15 protein-coding genes and 1 tRNA gene are annotated in these 15,143 nt (G+C 65.5%); 13 read left to right on the forward strand and 3 right to left on the reverse strand.

The window, feature by feature from the left end:
• Nucleotide 1: 1 nt before the first annotated feature.
• Nucleotides 2-1,972, reverse strand: a complete 1,971-nt coding sequence (locus tag QF040_RS18800) for a dynamin family protein (protein WP_429612325.1) — start codon at nt 1,970-1,972, stop codon at nt 2-4.
• Between the two features lie 87 nt (nt 1,973-2,059).
• Entirely contained in the window at nt 2,060-2,872 is an 813-nt protein-coding gene (gene mutM, locus QF040_RS18805) for a bifunctional DNA-formamidopyrimidine glycosylase/DNA-(apurinic or apyrimidinic site) lyase (protein ID WP_429612326.1), read from the reverse strand.
• 70 nt (nt 2,873-2,942) lie between these two features.
• Between mutM and QF040_RS18810 the strand changes: the two genes are divergently transcribed.
• From QF040_RS18810 to QF040_RS18845, 8 genes are all read left to right on the forward strand, one after another.
• Nucleotides 2,943-4,790: a tetratricopeptide repeat protein gene (locus tag QF040_RS18810; RefSeq protein ID WP_429612327.1), complete on the forward strand. Its 1,848-nt coding sequence runs from the start codon at nt 2,943-2,945 to the stop codon at nt 4,788-4,790.
• A 2-nt stretch (nt 4,791-4,792) separates the two neighbouring features.
• A complete protein-coding gene (locus tag QF040_RS18815; protein WP_429612328.1) occupies nt 4,793-5,308 on the forward strand; it encodes a lipoprotein insertase outer membrane protein LolB in 516 nt (171 codons plus the stop codon).
• A complete protein-coding gene (ispE, locus tag QF040_RS18820; protein WP_429612329.1) occupies nt 5,305-6,186 on the forward strand; it encodes a 4-(cytidine 5'-diphospho)-2-C-methyl-D-erythritol kinase in 882 nt (293 codons plus the stop codon). The genes QF040_RS18815 and ispE overlap by 4 nt, the downstream gene beginning before the upstream one ends.
• Before the next feature lie 69 nt (nt 6,187-6,255).
• Nucleotides 6,256-6,332, forward strand: a tRNA-Gln gene (locus QF040_RS18825).
• 177 nt (nt 6,333-6,509) lie between these two features.
• Entirely contained in the window at nt 6,510-7,484 is a 975-nt protein-coding gene (locus QF040_RS18830) for a ribose-phosphate pyrophosphokinase (RefSeq protein WP_013543366.1), read from the forward strand.
• Between the two features lie 91 nt (nt 7,485-7,575).
• Nucleotides 7,576-8,247: a 50S ribosomal protein L25/general stress protein Ctc gene (locus QF040_RS18835; protein WP_306881602.1), complete on the forward strand. Its 672-nt coding sequence runs from the start codon at nt 7,576-7,578 to the stop codon at nt 8,245-8,247.
• A gap of 77 nt (nt 8,248-8,324) precedes the next feature.
• Nucleotides 8,325-8,957, forward strand: coding sequence for an aminoacyl-tRNA hydrolase (pth, locus tag QF040_RS18840; protein WP_429612330.1), 633 nt, complete (start codon nt 8,325-8,327; stop codon nt 8,955-8,957).
• Nucleotides 8,958-9,081: 124 nt separating this feature from the next.
• Nucleotides 9,082-9,504 carry a hypothetical protein gene (locus QF040_RS18845; RefSeq protein ID WP_429612331.1) on the forward strand — a complete coding sequence of 141 codons (423 nt, stop codon included), beginning with the start codon at nt 9,082-9,084 and terminating at the stop codon, nt 9,502-9,504.
• Here QF040_RS18845 and QF040_RS18850 read toward each other — a convergent pair.
• Nucleotides 9,490-9,783 (reverse strand): YfhL family 4Fe-4S dicluster ferredoxin, encoded by a 294-nt coding sequence (locus QF040_RS18850; protein ID WP_429612332.1) that lies wholly within the window; start codon nt 9,781-9,783, stop codon nt 9,490-9,492. The genes QF040_RS18845 and QF040_RS18850 overlap by 15 nt on opposite strands.
• Nucleotides 9,784-9,886: 103 nt before the next feature.
• Between QF040_RS18850 and QF040_RS18855 the strand changes: the two genes are divergently transcribed.
• From QF040_RS18855 to QF040_RS18875, 5 genes are all read left to right on the forward strand, one after another.
• A complete protein-coding gene (locus QF040_RS18855; protein WP_307597633.1) occupies nt 9,887-10,837 on the forward strand; it encodes an ABC transporter permease in 951 nt (316 codons plus the stop codon).
• Entirely contained in the window at nt 10,834-11,709 is an 876-nt protein-coding gene (locus tag QF040_RS18860; protein WP_307597632.1) for an ABC transporter permease, read from the forward strand. Before QF040_RS18855 ends, QF040_RS18860 begins: the two co-directional genes overlap by 4 nt.
• A 5-nt stretch (nt 11,710-11,714) precedes the next feature.
• Complete coding sequence (locus QF040_RS18865; RefSeq protein WP_429612333.1) at nt 11,715-12,704, forward strand: ABC transporter ATP-binding protein; 990 nt, start codon at nt 11,715-11,717, stop codon at nt 12,702-12,704.
• Complete coding sequence (locus tag QF040_RS18870; RefSeq protein WP_429612334.1) at nt 12,701-13,531, forward strand: ATP-binding cassette domain-containing protein; 831 nt, start codon at nt 12,701-12,703, stop codon at nt 13,529-13,531. Before QF040_RS18865 ends, QF040_RS18870 begins: the two co-directional genes overlap by 4 nt.
• A gap of 118 nt (nt 13,532-13,649) precedes the next feature.
• Nucleotides 13,650-15,143: an ABC transporter substrate-binding protein gene (locus QF040_RS18875; protein WP_429612335.1), complete on the forward strand. Its 1,494-nt coding sequence runs from the start codon at nt 13,650-13,652 to the stop codon at nt 15,141-15,143.

Raw genomic sequence — 15,143 nt, forward strand, 5'->3', positions numbered from 1 at the left:
CTCAGGCCGCACGCAACTCGCTGAAGGGCGGCGTTGCTGCAGCAGCCTGCGACTTGCCTTGCTGCGTGATCAGCGATGTGAATTCACGCAAGCGGGCGTGCAGTTCGGCCAAATTGGTTTCCTGCGCGGCCAGTTCGAGCAGCCGTTCGTCGAGGTTGCCGGCGGCATTCTGGATGCGCTCGATTGCCTCGATACGCTTGCTGAAATTGCGGCGGCGCTCCTTGAGCTGCGCATCGATCTGCGCACTGGCGCCCTTGCTCCAGCGCTCCACCTCGGTCATCGCGGCCTCGTTGACCAGTCGCAGGCGGCTGGCCAGCGCACGGACCAACTTGTCGCAGAAATCGGCCTGCGCGAGCTTCAGCAGGTTGCCCACGCCCAGGTAATGGATGTGGCTGCGTTCGATCTGGCTCAACTCCTGCTCGAAGCCGGTGAGGTCGGGTTCAGCGGGCGCCTGCAGGGTGAAGCCCTGTTCGGCATTGAGCTGGCGGAAGGTAGCGTGCAGCATCGACTGGATCTCGGCCGTCGTCGCCTGCACTTCGCGCAGGTTGTTGCGCAGCGAATCGAAGGTCTCGCCGTACACCTTGCGTACGTTGAGCTTGATGCCGGGGCGCTTGAGCGCGGCCGACAGCCGCACCATGTCGGCCTTGAGCGCGGTGCGCCCGAGCACGGCATACACCTCGCGCAGCAGCTTGCCCTGCACCGAGCGCAACGCCAGGATGCGGGTATTGCTGCCCTCGAACTCGGCGTGCTCCTGGTCGATGCGCGAGCGCATGTGACGGATCACCGAGACGTTCTTGCCGCGAAGGCCCTGCAATTCGAGCGCCTGCTCGGACAAATCGCGCTGGCGCACCTTCAGGATGCGTTCTGCCTCGGTGCGCAGCGCGGTCATGCCGGCATCCACGGCCAGGCGCAGCATGGTCTCGCGCTTGCCGAGCACGCCTTCGCCCAGCAGGGCTTCGAGCGCCGGCAGACGGCTGGCTTCGAGCAGCCGTGGGTCGTGCTGGATCTTGGCTTGCAGGCCCTTTTGGGCGGACACCGGCAGCACCTGAGCGAGAGGCACTTCCAGCAGCCGGGCCGCGCTGTCGCGCTGGCGCTCGATCTGCGCCTCGATCTGCGCGTGGGTGCTCAGCGAGTCCCACATCGTGTCGATCTTGTTGAGCACCACGAAGCGCGTGTCGCCGCCCTCGTCCTCGGTGATGAGGTGTTCGCGCCAGATCGACAGGTCGGAGCGGGTCACGCCTGTTTCAGCGCCCAGGATGAAAACCACGGCGTGCGCCTGCGGGATCAGGCTCACCGTCAGTTCGGGCTCGGCGCCGATCGCGTTCAGGCCCGGGGTGTCGAGAATCACCAGCCCCTGCTCCAGCAAGGGGTGCGGCATGTTGAGCACGGCGTGGCGCCAGCGCGGGATTTCGACGCGGCCTTCGGCGTCCTGCACCGGGTTGTCGTCGGGCGTCTCGGGGTTCCAGAAGCCCAGTGCGCGGGCCTCGTCCTTGCTCACCCAGCGCACTTCGGCCACCTTGCCCATGGCCTGGGCCAGTTGCTCGGCGTTGCCCACCTCGATCGGGATCTCGGTCCAGCGGGTCGACTTCTCGCGCCAATGGGTCAGCGAATGCGGCTCCAGGCGGGTTTCGATCGGCAGCAGCCGCAGCTTGGGCGCGATCGCCGGGTCGTAGCCCAGTTCGGTCGGGCACATCGTGGTCCGCCCCGCGCTCGCGGGCATGATGCGGCGCCCGTAGTCGGCAAAGAAGATCGCATTGATCAACTCCGACTTGCCGCGTGAGAACTCGGCCACGAACGCGACCATCACCTTGCTGGTGCGGATCTGCTGTTCGAGGCCCCGGAGGCGCTCGGCCACGGCTTGGTCGAGCAGCTCGTTCTCGGTCAGCCAGCGGGACAGCCACTGCAGCCGATGGGCGAAATTGCTCCGCCACGCACCGTGCTGATCGAGTTGTTGGTTGAAAGAGCGGCTCAAGGGAAATATGTAAGAAAGAGCTTACAAATATAGCATCGCAAACCGGGCAGCGCCCGTTTATGGGAATTCAATCGCAGGCGCGACGCGCTACTTTTGACAATTAGGACAAAAATAAGTGGAGCGCTGCCCCTGGCGGAGCTGCTTGATCGGCGTTGCGCAGACCCGACATGGCTCGCCGGCGCGGCCATAAACGGTGGCTTCGAGCTGGAAATAACCGTTCTGGCCGTCCACGTTGGAGAAGTCGCGCAGCGTGCTGCCGCCCTTTTCCACCGCCCTGGCCAGGATTTCGCGCACCGCCGCATGAAGCCTGGCGGCCCGCGGCCGGCTGATGCGCGCCGCCGACAGCGTCGGGCGGATGCCGGCCTGGAACAGCGCTTCGGACGCATAGATGTTGCCGACCCCCACCACCACGTCGCCCGCCAGCAGCACCTGCTTGACCGCCGTCTTGCGCTTGCGAAGGCCTGCATGGAAGGCATCGAGGTCGAAGGCATCGCCCAGCGGCTCCATGCCCAGCCCGCCGAGCAGCTTGATGGCCCAGGGCGCAGCCTCGTCGTCGACGTAGACCACGGCGCCGAAGCGACGCGGATCGTTGAGGCGCAAAGTGCCGCGGTCGGTAACGAGATCGAAGTGATCGTGCGTGCCGAGCGGCGGCAACGCGGTATCGAAGCGCAGGCTGCCCGACATGCCCAGGTGCAACAGCAGCAGGCCCTGGTCCAGGTCGATCAGCAGGTACTTGCCGCGCCGCCGCACCTCGCGCACATGCCGGCCAATCAGCGCTTCGGGCACGACCATCAGCGCCCATCGCAATGGTTTTCCGATGCGCACGGATTCGATGCGCGCGCCTGCGATGCGATCGGCAAAACCGCGGCGGGTGACTTCGACTTCGGGTAACTCAGGCATGAAAGTAAAACTCCGGCGAAGACGAAGCCCCACGCGACGCTCGTTCAAAAGCCTCGATTATCATGATTCGATGATTCCATCGCCCCGCCGACACCGCCTTGCGGCGGCCGCATCTCTCGTGTTGTTGGCTTGCGCGGTGCATGCGCAAACCTCCGATCCCGCCGCCCCCAACAGCCCGGCGCCCATCATCGAGCGGAACGCACCGCCGAGGCCGGCGGTCCGGCCCCGGGTCACAGCCCCGAAGCCCGCCAGCGAGCCTGCCGCGCAACCCTCGGCGCTGACCGCCGACCTGTTCTACGAAATCCTGATGGGCGAGATGACCGCCCGTTCCGGCGACCCCGGCTCCGGCTATGCGCTGGTGCTCGACGCGGCACGCCGGCTGCGGGACGGCAAGCTGTTCCAGCGGGCAGTCGAGATCGCGCTGCAATCGCGTTCGGGCGATGCCGCGCTGGCTGCAGCCCGCGCTTGGCAAGAGGCGCTGCCCACGTCGCGCGATGCGCGGCGCATCGAATTGCAGATCCTGATTGCGCTCAACCGCATCGGCGAAACGGTCGAGCCCCTGCGCGCCGAAGTGGCGGCCACCTCGCAGATCGAGCGCCCGCTCCTGATGGCGGTGATCGCACGCAACTACTCGCGCGCCTCCGACAAGAAACTGGCCGCCTCGGTGGTCGAGCGGGCACTGGTCGACGAGCTCAAGAGCCCGACCACCGGCGGCCTGGCCTGGGCCACCGTGGGGCGGCTGCGCCTCAATGCCGGAGACAACTCCGGCGCCCTGGAGGCTGCGCGCAAGGGCCAGGAAGTCGATCCGGCCTCCGACGCCCCTCCAGCATTGGCGCTTGAACTGATCGATCCCAGCCAGCCGCTGGCCGAGCCGATCGTGACGCGCTATCTCGCAAGCAACACCAAGGCCACGCCCGACCTGCGCATCGCGTATGCGCGCGTGCTGGTCGAGAACCGTCGCTACAACGACGCCCAGACGCAGCTGCAGGCACTCACCACGGCGCGCCCCGAACTGGCGGAGCCCTGGTTGCTGCTCGGCAGCCTGCAGATGCAGGCCAGGCAGGACGGCGCGGCGGAAACATCGCTCAAGCGCTACATCGACCTCTCCTCCAGCCAGAGCAACAAGGACACCGACGCGGCCGATCGCAAACGCGGCGTGACGCAGGCCTACCTTGCTCTGTCGCAACTGGCGGAACGGCGCAAGGACCTTGCGGGTGCGGAGCGCTGGCTCTCGCGCATCGACAGCACTGAGGACCTGACCATCGCCCAGACCCGTCGCGCGGGCCTGTTGGCGCGCCAGGGCAAGCTGCCGCAGGCACGCGAAATCATCCGCGCCCTGCCCGAGCGCACGGCCGACGACAAGAAGCAGAAATTCCTTGCCGAAGTGCAGTTGCTGCGCGACGCCAAGCAATACCAGGCCGCCTACGACATGCTGGCCCAGGCTTCCGCGGCTGCGCCCGACGACGGCGACCTGGTCTACGACCAGGCCATGGTGGCCGAGAAGCTGAACCGGCTGGACGACATGGAGCGGCTGCTTCGCCGGCTGATCCAGCTGAAGCCCGAAAGCCAGAATGCCTACAACGCACTCGGCTACTCGTTCGCCGATCGCAAGATCCGACTGGACGAGGCCCGCACGCTGATCCAGAAGGCGGTGCAACTGGCGCCGGAAGACCCGTTCATCGCCGACAGCCTGGGCTGGGTCGAATTCCGGCTCGGCAACACGGCCGAGGCGATCCGCATCCTCGAGGCTGCCTACAAGACCCGGCCCGATCCCGAGATCGGCGCGCACTTCGGTGAAGTGCTGTGGAGCATCGGCCAGAAAGATCGCGCAGTGACGATCTGGAAGGAAGCGCTGCTCAGCGATGCCGAGAATGAAACCCTGCAGGAAACGCTGAAGCGCCTGCGCGTCAAGCCGTGACCATGCTCGCCTCCGAGCTGCAGGCCGGTCGCCGCGGTTTTCTGGCGACGGGCGGGGCGACTCTTCTTTTGATAGCAGGCTGCGCCCAGTTGACGGGCGGCTCCTCGGCACCGCGCGGCGCGGACAGCTGGAGCGGCCGGATGTCGCTGCGCATCGACAGCGAGCCCGTCCAGACCTTTTCCGCGCTCTTCGAACTGCGCGGCTCGGCCGATACCGGCGAACTCACGCTGACGACGCCGATCGGCAACACGCTGGCGCAGTTGCACTGGTCGCCGGGCGAGGCCCTGCTGAAGAACGGCAGCGACACCCGCCGCTATGAATCCGTCGATGCGCTGATCGAAGCCGCCACCGGCGCGGCGATCCCGGTCGGCGCGCTGTTCGGCTGGCTGGCGGGACGTAATGAAAGCGTGCCCGGCTGGCGTCCGGATCTGGGCCAACTCGCGAACGGGCGCCTGCAGGCCACGCGCGAATCCCCGAGCCCTCGGGCGGACCTGCGCATCGTGTTCGAACGGTCATGAAGGCCTTCTACGACCTTCCCGCACCGGCCAAGCTCAACCTGTTCCTGCACATCACCGGCCGGCGCGACGACGGCTACCACCTGCTGCAGTCGGTCTTCATGCTGATCGACTGGTGCGACACGCTGCACGTCGAGCTGCGGCGCGACGGCCAACTGACCCGCGAAGACCTCACGACGGAACTGCCCGCCGACGACCTGATCCTGCGTGCTGCCCGTGCGCTGCAAATGCATGCCGCGCCCGGCCAGGGCGTACACATTGGCGTGGCGAAGCATGTGCCGGCTCAGGCGGGGATGGGCGGAGGGTCTTCGGATGCGGCCACTTGCCTGCTGGCGCTCAACCGCCTGTGGAACCTGAACCTGCCCTTGTCACGGCTCGCACAGATCGGACTGAAATTGGGCGCAGACGTGCCCTTCTTCCTTGGTGGACACCACGCATGGGTCGAGGGAATCGGCGAGGAAATCACGCCCGTCACGCTGCCGCCGGCACGCTTCGCCGTGGTCAAGCCCACCGAAGGTTTGGATACCCGCTTAATTTTTTCTGCAGATGACCTTGAACGCTCAACTCCTGTTGCTATAATCTCGGGCTTTGCTGCAGATAGCGAACAGCTTGAAGCCAAGAACCTAGGCAACCAGGTTTTCGACTTCGGCCACAACGACCTGCAGCCGGTTGCCCAGCGACTTTGCCCCGCGGTCACCGATGCCATCGAATGGCTCGGCGCCCAAGGATTGAAGGCCCGGATGACCGGCTCCGGAAGTTCGGTGTTCGCAAAATTGCCGCAAGGGCCGCATGAAGCGGAACTGGTCGAAGCCCCCGCGGGCTGGCAGGTTCGTCAATGCAGCAATCTGGCTGTTCATCCTCTGGTAGGTTGGGCAACCTGAAATGGTCGAATCGCTTTTGCGGTCCGACGCGACATATATCGGTTGATGGTGCAAACCATCGACCCGTGTAGGGGAGTCGCCAAGCTGGTTAAGGCACTGGATTTTGATTCCAGCATGCAAAGGTTCGAATCCTTTCTCCCCTGCCAAATCTATTGAAACTGCGGTCTAACCCGCCGCAGTGCTTTTTGAAAACTGCGGCCTGATGGCCGCAGTGTTTCTTCTGCAGCACACCCACTGCAATAATCGGCAGCCCACGGGCCGCCACGACTCAAAACCTTTTGGCGGCTTCCTCCAAGCCAATTTCGCACTGCCGGGACGCGCTCATGCAGGCTAATCACCCTGATTTCATGGTTTTCACCGGCAACGCCAATCCTGGCCTCGCCGCAGAAATCGCGCACAACCTCGGCACTTCGCTGGGCGCCGCACGCGTCGGTCGCTTCTCCGATGGCGAAGTCACCGTCGAGATCAATCAGAACGTCCGCGCACGCGACGTGTTCGTGGTGCAGTCGACCTGCGCACCGACCAACGAAAACCTGATGGAACTGCTGATCATGGTCGACGCGCTCAAGCGCGCATCGGCCGAGCGGATCAGCGCCGTGATTCCCTACTTCGGCTATGCGCGCCAGGACCGCCGCCCGCGTTCAAGCCGCGTGCCGATCTCGGCCAAGGTCGTGGCCAACCTGCTGGAGACCGTCGGCGTCGAGCGCGTGCTCACGATGGACCTGCACGCAGACCAGATCCAGGGTTTCTTCGACATCCCGGTCGACAACATCTACGCCTCGCCGGTTCTGCTGGGCGACCTGCGCGCCAAGAACTACGAAGACCTGATCGTGGTCTCGCCGGACGTCGGCGGCGTGGTTCGTGCCCGTGCACTGGCCAAGCAACTGAACTGCGACCTCGCCATCATCGACAAGCGCCGTCCGAAGGCCAACGTCAGCGAAGTCATGAACGTGATCGGCGAGATCGACGGCCGCAACTGCGTGATCATGGACGACATGATCGACACGGCCGGCACGCTGGTCAAAGCGGCCGAAGTGCTGAAAGAGCGCGGCGCCAAGAGCGTCTACGCCTACTGCACGCACCCGATCTTCTCGGGCCCGGCCATCGAGCGCATCACCAAGGGCACGGCCCTCGACGAAGTGGTCGTGACCAACACCATTCCCCTTTCCGATGCGGCCCTCGCATGCGGAAAGATCCGCCAGCTCTCCGTGGCACCGCTGATCGCCGAGACGATCCAGCGCATTGCCAAGGGCGAGTCGGTGATGAGTTTGTTCTCGGACCAGGACAACCTGTTCTGACCTGAGAACCAAAGAGCGGGCTTCTTTTTTCGAAGAAGCCTTTTTGAATCGGAGTCGCACTGGTCGCGGTGGACTCTCACAGGAGCTAGTTATGAAATTCGTCGCTTTTGAGCGCGCCAAGCAGGGCACGGGTGCGAGCCGCCGTCTCCGCATTTCGGGCAAGACGCCCGGTATCGTCTACGGTGGTGAAGGCCTGCAGCCGCAACTGATCGAAATCGATCACAACGCGCTGTGGCATGCCCTGAAGAAGGAAGCCTTCCACTCGTCGATCCTGGAAATGGAACTCGGCGGCGCCACCAGCAAAGTGCTGCTGCGCGACGTGCAGTACCACCCGTTCCGCCAGCTGGTGCAACACATCGACTTCCAGCGCGTCGATGCCAAGACCCGCCTGCACATGAAGGTGCCGCTCCACTTCAAGGGTGAAGAAGAGTCCGAAGCCGTCAAGACCGCGCACAACCTGGTGAACCACGTGATCACCGAGCTGGAAATCAGCTGCCTGCCGTCCGACCTGCCCGAGTTCATCGAAGTGGACCTCTCCGGTCTCACGAAGAACGCCACGCTGCACGTCAACGACATCAAGCTGCCCAAGGGCGTGAAGTACGTGAGCCACGGCAAGCAGAACCCCGTCATCGTGTCGGCCGTGCCGCCGCTGGTCGCCGAAGAGCCGGCACCTGCCGCCGAAGGCGCAGCTGCTGAAGGCGCCGCACCCGCTGCCGGTGGCAAGGCTGCCGCCAAGACGGCCAAGCCCGCCGCGAAGAAGTAAGCAATTCTTCCCGTCCCCTGCAAAAGGCCCGCCTCGTGCGGGCCTTTTGCTTTGGGGGCGGCGAGATAATTCCCGCCATGATCAAGCTGTTCGTCGGCCTCGGAAACCCGGGCCCTGAGTACGAAGCCACGCGCCACAACGCGGGCTTCTGGTGGATCGACGCCCTCGCGCGCGACTGGAAACTCAACCTCGTGCCCGAGCGCGGCTACCACGGCCTCGCGGCGCGCGCCAACATCGGCGGCCAGAGCGTCTGGCTGCTGGAGCCGCAGACCTTCATGAACCTCTCGGGCAAGTCGGTGGCTGCGCTCGCACGATTCTTCAAGATCGCGCCGGAAGAAATCCTCGTCGTGCACGACGAACTCGACGTGGTGCCCGGCCAGGCCAAGCTCAAGTTCGGCGGCAGCCACGCCGGCCACAACGGCCTGCGCGACATCCACGCGCAACTGGGTACCGGCGACTACTGGCGGCTGCGCCTGGGCATCGGGCATCCCGGCGTGAAGTCGGAGGTCGTCAACTGGGTGCTCAAGAAGCCACTGAAGGAACAGCGTGAGCTGATCGACGACACCATCATCCGCACGCTGCATGCCGCGCCCGCGCTCGTGGCCGGCGAGATGGAGAAAGCGACCATGCTCATCCACACGAGCAAACCGCCCCGGCCCAAACCGCCGCGGCGGGAGCCCGGCGACGGGGGCACGCCTGCCGCCACCTAGCCGGCAACCGGAGCGCAGGAGGGAGAGAGAAATAAAAATGAAGACGAGAAAAAGAAGAGAAAAAAGGGTCGGGAAATTCGGGTTGGCTGTATTTTTAATAGCAGCCTGCGCCTATTCCAGCAGCGTGGCCGCCCAGGTTTCCGCAAAGACCTGGCGATGCGGCAGCACCTACTCGGACCGCCCCTGCGAAGGCGGCAAGACGGTGAAGGTCGACGATCACCGCAGCGATGCGGACCGCAGGGCAGCCGAAGCCGGCGCCAAGAGCAACGGTGCACAGGCCGACAACCTGGAGCGCTCCCGCCTGTCTCTGGAGAAAGCGGCCTACGACCGCGATCGCCAGGCGGCGCGGGAGGCCAGAAGCGCCGAGATGGCCGAACGGCGCATGGCCCTGTCCGAGCAGCAAGCCCGCGAGCGCGCCACCAAGGCGGCGGGCGACCCGCGCAAATCGACCATGAGTTTCAGCAGCGGCGGATCGAGCGGCAAACCGGCCGGCGATGCTCCGGCGAAGAAAAAGAAGCGGAAGTCCCGCGACTCAGACGCCGGTTGAAGAAGAAGGCGGTGAAGTAACCGCCGTCACCTTGATGGCCGTGAGGCGCTGGTATTTCTGCATCAGCGTCTCGCGGCTTTCCACATGCTCGGGGTTCAGGGGAATGCACGCCACCGGGCAGATCTGCACGCACTGCGGCTCATCGAAGTGGCCGACGCATTCGGTGCACTTGTGCGGATCGATCTCGTAGTACTCCGCGCCCATGTAGATCGCATCGTTCGGGCACTCGGGCTCGCAGACATCGCAGTTGATGCATTCGTCGGTGATCATGAGGGCCATCCCCTGATTATCGGCGGACCCGCCAGGGCCCCCGCCCGTGAATGACAAAGGCCACATTCACGGCACACTTGTTGCACTAGTCAGTTATGCTGCGCCCCGCCCCATGAGCCTGTTTCTATTCAAGCGCCTCGCCACGTTGATCGGCACGTTGATCGGCGCTTCGGTCATCGTCTTCCTCGTTCTGGAGATCCTGCCCGGCAACGCCGCGCAGATGCTCATGGGCCCCGACGCATCGCCCGACGCCGTCGCGGCGCTGGCCACCAAGCTGGGCCTCGACCAGCCCGCGTGGACCCGCTACTGGCACTGGATCGGCGGCCTCCTCACCGGCAACCTCGGCGACAGCTACGCCTACAGCTCGCCGGTGCTCGACCTCATCCTCGAACGCCTCGCCCTCACCGTGCCGCTCGCGTTGCTGGCGATGGCCTTCACCGTGGTCATCGCGCTGCTGGTGGGCGTGACCGCCGCTGCGCGCCACAACAAGCTCGGCGACGTGGGCTTGATGGGCCTGGCGCAGGTCGGCATCGCGATCCCGAATTTCTGGTTCGCGATCATGCTGATCCTGGTGTTCTCGGTGCAGCTGCAGTGGTTCTCGGCCGGCGGCTTCGAGGGCTGGGGCGAAGGCATCTTCGCGGGCCTCAAGTCGCTGCTGCTGCCGGCGCTGTCGCTGGCGGTGGTGCAGGCCGCGATCCTGGCGCGCATCACGCGCTCGGCCGTGCTCGAAGTGATGCGCGAAGATTTCGTTCGCACCGCGCGCGCCAAGGGCGTGTCGCAGCGCATGGTGCTGTGGACCCATGTGCTGCGCAACGCGATGATCCCGGTCATCACGGTGATGGGCATGCAGTTTTCCGAGCTTCTCGCCGGCACCATCGTGGTGGAGAACGTGTTCTACCTGCCGGGTCTCGGCCGCCTCATCTTCCAGGCCATCAGCAACCGCGACCTGATCGTGGTGCGCAACTGCGTGATGCTGCTCGCGGCGCTCGTGGTCATCGTCAACTTCGTGGTCGATGTGCTCTATGCCGTGATCGATCCGCGCATCAAGGCGAGCGACATATGAGCACCGTCGTCGCTCCCAGCGCCGCCGCGCTCAAGGTGCCGGGCTTCTGGCGCCGCGCGCTGCATCACCGCAGCTTCGTCATCGGCGGCGTGCTCACGCTGCTGCTCCTGCTGGCTGCCGCCCTCTCGCTCGTCTGGACGCCCTGGTCGCCCTACGAGATGGACATGGCCAACAAGCTCAAGCCCCCCACCGGCTCGCACTGGCTGGGCACCGACACCTACGGCCGCGACGTGGCCTCGCTGCTGCTGGTGGGTGCGCGCGCGTCCATCCTGGTGGGCGTGATCGCGGTCGGCATCGGCCTTGTGGTTGGCACGGCGCTGGGACTGCTCGCCGCCGCGAAGCGCGGCTGGGTCGAGGAAGCCATCATGCGGCTCACCGACTTCTCGCTCGCGTTCCCAGCGATCCTGTCGGCGATCATGATGACGGCCGTGTTCGGCGCCGGCATCGTCAACGCCATCGTCGCGATCGGCATCTACAACATCCCGACTTTCGCGCGCATCACGCGCGCCTCGGCCAACGCGATCTGGTCGCGCGAGTACATCGCCGCCGCGCGCGCCTGCGGCAAGGGCTCGTTCTCCATCACGATGCAGCATGTGCTGCCAAACATCTCGGCGGTGCTGATCGTGCAGATCACCATCCGCTTCGCCATCGCGATCCTCGCCGAAGCTGCCCTCTCCTACCTCGGCCTCGGCACGCAACCGCCGCAGCCTTCATGGGGCCGCATGCTGAGCGAAGCCCAGACGATGATGTTCCAGTCGCCGCTGCTGGCCGTGTTTCCCGGCATGGCCATCGCGATGGCGGTGCTGGGCCTCAACCTGCTCGGCGACGGCCTGCGCGATCTGTTGGACCCTCGCCTGGCGAGAGCAAGGTAAGCGACATGCCCCTTCTCCAAGTCAAGGACCTGCACATCGAACTGCAGACGCAGCGCGGCCCCGCCGAGGCCGTGCGCGGCATCGACTTCACGCTGGAGCGCGGCGAAACGCTGGGCATCGTCGGCGAATCGGGCTGCGGCAAGTCGATCACCGTGATGTCGCTCATGGGCCTGCTGCCATCGAACGCCAAGGTCACCGGCAGCATCCGCTTCGACGACACCGAGCTCGTCGGCCGCAACGAAAAGGACATGTGCCAGATCCGCGGCAACCGCATCGGCATGATCTTCCAGGAGCCGATGACGGCGTTGAACCCGGTGCACACCATCGTGCGCCAGGTCGGCGAGCCGCTGCGACTGCACCGCGGTCTTTCGAAGGCCGAGACGCGCAAGGAAGTGCTGGCGCTGCTCGAGCGCGTGGGCATTCCCGATGCGGCTTCGCGGCTCGACGCGTATCCGCACCAGTTCTCCGGTGGACAGCGCCAGCGCATCGGCATCGCGATGGCGCTGGCCTGCGGTCCTGACCTCTTGATCGCCGACGAGCCCACCACCGCACTCGACGTCACGATCCAGAAGCAGATCCTCGAACTCATCCAGAGTCTGGTTGAAGAGCGCGGCATGGCGCTGATCCTGATCTCGCACGACCTCGGCGTGATCGCGCAGACCGTCTCGAAGATGCTGGTGATGTACGGCGGCAGCGTGGTCGAGAGCGGCCCGACCGAGGCCGTGTTCGCGCGCCGCGCGCATCCCTACACGCAGGGCCTGTTCGCAGCCCGCCCGGCGCTCGGTGCACCGCGCGGCGTGCGCCTGGCCACCATCCGCGGCAGCGTGCCCGAACTGGTCGACCTGCCGAAGGGTTGCCCGTTCGCCGGGCGCTGCGGCTACACCATCGATGCCTGCCATATCACGCGGCCGCCGCCGGTGATGCTGCTGCACAACCATGCGTCGCGATGCATCCGGTTGGACGACATCGCGGCGGAGACCGTAGTTGCACCATGAGTGAATCCACCCTCGCCTCGCCGCTGCTGGAAGTGACCGACCTCGTGCGGCACTACGACCTGCCGCGCGAAAAACTCTTCGGACCACCTCCCACCGTCAAGGCACTCAACGGCGTGAGCTTCAAGGTCGAGGCAGGCCGCAGCGTCGGCATCGTCGGTGAATCGGGCTCGGGCAAGTCGACCATCGCGCGCCTCGTGATGGCGCTCGACACGCCGACCTCGGGCAGCGTGAAGCTGCTCGGGCGCGATCTGCACACGCTGCCCAAAAGCGAACTGCGCAATGCGCGACGCGATTTCCAGATGGTCTTTCAAGATCCCTACGGTTCGCTCGATCCGCGCCAGACAGTTGCGCGCATCGTTGCGGAACCGCTCGAAGCATTGGCCGAGGCGTCGCGAAAAGAACAGCGCGAACGCGCCGCCGAATCGCTCGCCGCAGTCGGCCTGCGCACGACCGACATGGACAAGTACCCGCACGAGTTCTCGGGCGGACAGCGCCAGCGCATCGCCATCGCACGCGCGCTCATCACGCGGCCCAAGCTCATCGTTGCCGACGAGCCCGTCAGCGCGCTCGACGTGTCGGTGCAGGCACAGGTGCTTAACCTCATGCAGGACCTGCAGCAGCAGTTCGGCGTGAGCTATCTGCTCATCAGCCACGACCTCGCGGTGGTCAACCACCTGTGCGACGACGTGTGCGTGGTGTGGAAGGGCCTGATCGTCGAGCAGGGTCCGCCCGGCGAGCTGTTCCGCAACGCGCAGCATCCGTATACGCGCACGCTGCTCGACGCGGTGCCACGCACGCCCACCGGCGGCACGCTGCTCGCGGCTTGACACCGAAGCGTCGCCCGCCCTTCGTAGGATGAGTGGGTCATAAGCATCTGGTTGCGCGAACGCCCTCGTCTCGCGGATGATGCTTGCCCTTTCCCGAGGACACCAAGGACACCGCCTCATGCTCAACCGACGCTCCCTGCTCGCCACCAGCGCCGCCGCCCTGGCACCGCTCGCACTGCCGCTCGACGCCTTCGCGCAAAAGAAGAAAGACACGCTGGTGATCGGCCTCACGCTCGAGCCCACCGGCCTCGACCCCACCGCCAAGGCCGGCGCCGAAATCTCAGAAGTGGTGCTCTACAACGTCTTCGAGACGCTCACCAAAATCAACTCCGACGGCGGCGTCACGCCGCTGCTCGCCGAGAGCTGGGAAGTCTCGCCCGACCTCAAGACCTACACCTTCAAGCTCAAGCGCGGCGTGAAGTTCCAGAACGGCGAGCCCTTCAATGCGCAGAGCGTGAAGTTCTCGTTCGACCGCGCGGCCGCGGCCAACAGCACCAACAAGGACAAGCGCACCTTCGCCAACATCGCGACGCAGGTGCTCGACGAGCACACCGTGGTGCTGATCAACAAGGAGATCGAACCCGACCTCTTGTTCCTGCTCGGCCAGGCGTCAGCCATCGTGGTGGAGCCCAGGACGGTGGAGACCAACGCCACCAAGCCCATCGGCACCGGCCCCTATCGGCTCGACAACTGGGCCAAGGGCTCGGCCATCGTGCTGGCCAAGTGGGACGGCTGGCGCCTCGCCGATGCCGTGCAGATCCGCAAGGTGAGCTTCCGCTTCATCTCCGAGCCGGCCGCGCAGACCACCGCCCTGCTCTCGGGCGACGTCGATCTGTTCCCGCATGCCTCGGTGTCGCGCAGCCTTGCGCAGTTCCAGAACGACAAGCGCTTCCAGGTGGTGTTCAACGCCTCGCGCGGAAAAGCCATCCTGGCCATCAACAACAAGCGCAAGCCCCTGGACGACGTGCGCGTGCGCCGCGCCATCTCAGCGGCCATCGACCGCAAGGCGGTGATCGAGGCTGCGATGGACGGACGCGGCGTCCCCATCGGCAGCCACTACGTGCCGGGCGCGCCGGGCTACGTCGACACCACGGGCATCAACGCCTACGACGTGGAGAAGGCGAAGAGGCTCCTGGCCGAAGCTGGCGTGAAGACGCCGCTCGAACTGGAGCTCGTGCTGCCGCCCCCGCCCTATGCGCGGCAGGGCGGCGAACTCATTGCCGCGCAGCTTGCCAAGGTGGGCATCGTCGCGAAGATCCAGAACGTCGAGTGGGCGCAGTGGATGAGCGGCACCTATGGCAACAAGAACTACGACCTCTCGCTGATCCTGCACGTCGAGCCCTTCGACCTCGTGAACTACACCAAGCCCGAGTACTACTGGGGCTATCAGTCGACCAAGTTCAACGAGGCCTTCGACAAGGCGCGCAATGCGCCGCGCGCGGCCGACCGGGCGCGCTACCTCGGCGATGCGCAGCGCGTGTTGGCCGAGGACGCGGCCAACGTGTTCCTGTTCCAGCCGCAGTTCATCACCGTGGCGGGGCGCAACTTGCGCGGTCTCTGGAAGGACACGCCGATCTTCGTGAACGACATCGCCGCGCTGTACTGGGCCTAG

The organism is Variovorax sp. W2I14, from assembly GCF_050435205.1.
In the GTDB taxonomy this organism is placed as follows: domain Bacteria; phylum Pseudomonadota; class Gammaproteobacteria; order Burkholderiales; family Burkholderiaceae_C; genus Variovorax; species Variovorax paradoxus_C.

Coding starts and splice junctions, on each gene's coding strand:
- pth (WP_429612330.1), top strand. CDS start 8,325: ATGATCAAGCTGTTCGTCGGCCTCGGAAACCCGGGCCCTGAGTACGAA.
- QF040_RS18855 (WP_307597633.1), top strand. CDS start 9,887: ATGAGCCTGTTTCTATTCAAGCGCCTCGCCACGTTGATCGGCACGTTG.
- QF040_RS18870 (WP_429612334.1), top strand. CDS start 12,701: ATGAGTGAATCCACCCTCGCCTCGCCGCTGCTGGAAGTGACCGACCTC.
- QF040_RS18815 (WP_429612328.1), top strand. CDS start 4,793: ATGCTCGCCTCCGAGCTGCAGGCCGGTCGCCGCGGTTTTCTGGCGACG.
- ispE (WP_429612329.1), top strand. CDS start 5,305: ATGAAGGCCTTCTACGACCTTCCCGCACCGGCCAAGCTCAACCTGTTC.
- QF040_RS18835 (WP_306881602.1), top strand. CDS start 7,576: ATGAAATTCGTCGCTTTTGAGCGCGCCAAGCAGGGCACGGGTGCGAGC.
- QF040_RS18850 (WP_429612332.1), bottom strand. CDS start 9,783: ATGGCCCTCATGATCACCGACGAATGCATCAACTGCGATGTCTGCGAG.
- QF040_RS18865 (WP_429612333.1), top strand. CDS start 11,715: ATGCCCCTTCTCCAAGTCAAGGACCTGCACATCGAACTGCAGACGCAG.
- mutM (WP_429612326.1), bottom strand. CDS start 2,872: ATGCCTGAGTTACCCGAAGTCGAAGTCACCCGCCGCGGTTTTGCCGAT.
- QF040_RS18875 (WP_429612335.1), top strand. CDS start 13,650: ATGCTCAACCGACGCTCCCTGCTCGCCACCAGCGCCGCCGCCCTGGCA.
- QF040_RS18860 (WP_307597632.1), top strand. CDS start 10,834: ATGAGCACCGTCGTCGCTCCCAGCGCCGCCGCGCTCAAGGTGCCGGGC.
- QF040_RS18810 (WP_429612327.1), top strand. CDS start 2,943: ATGATTCCATCGCCCCGCCGACACCGCCTTGCGGCGGCCGCATCTCTC.
- QF040_RS18830 (WP_013543366.1), top strand. CDS start 6,510: ATGCAGGCTAATCACCCTGATTTCATGGTTTTCACCGGCAACGCCAAT.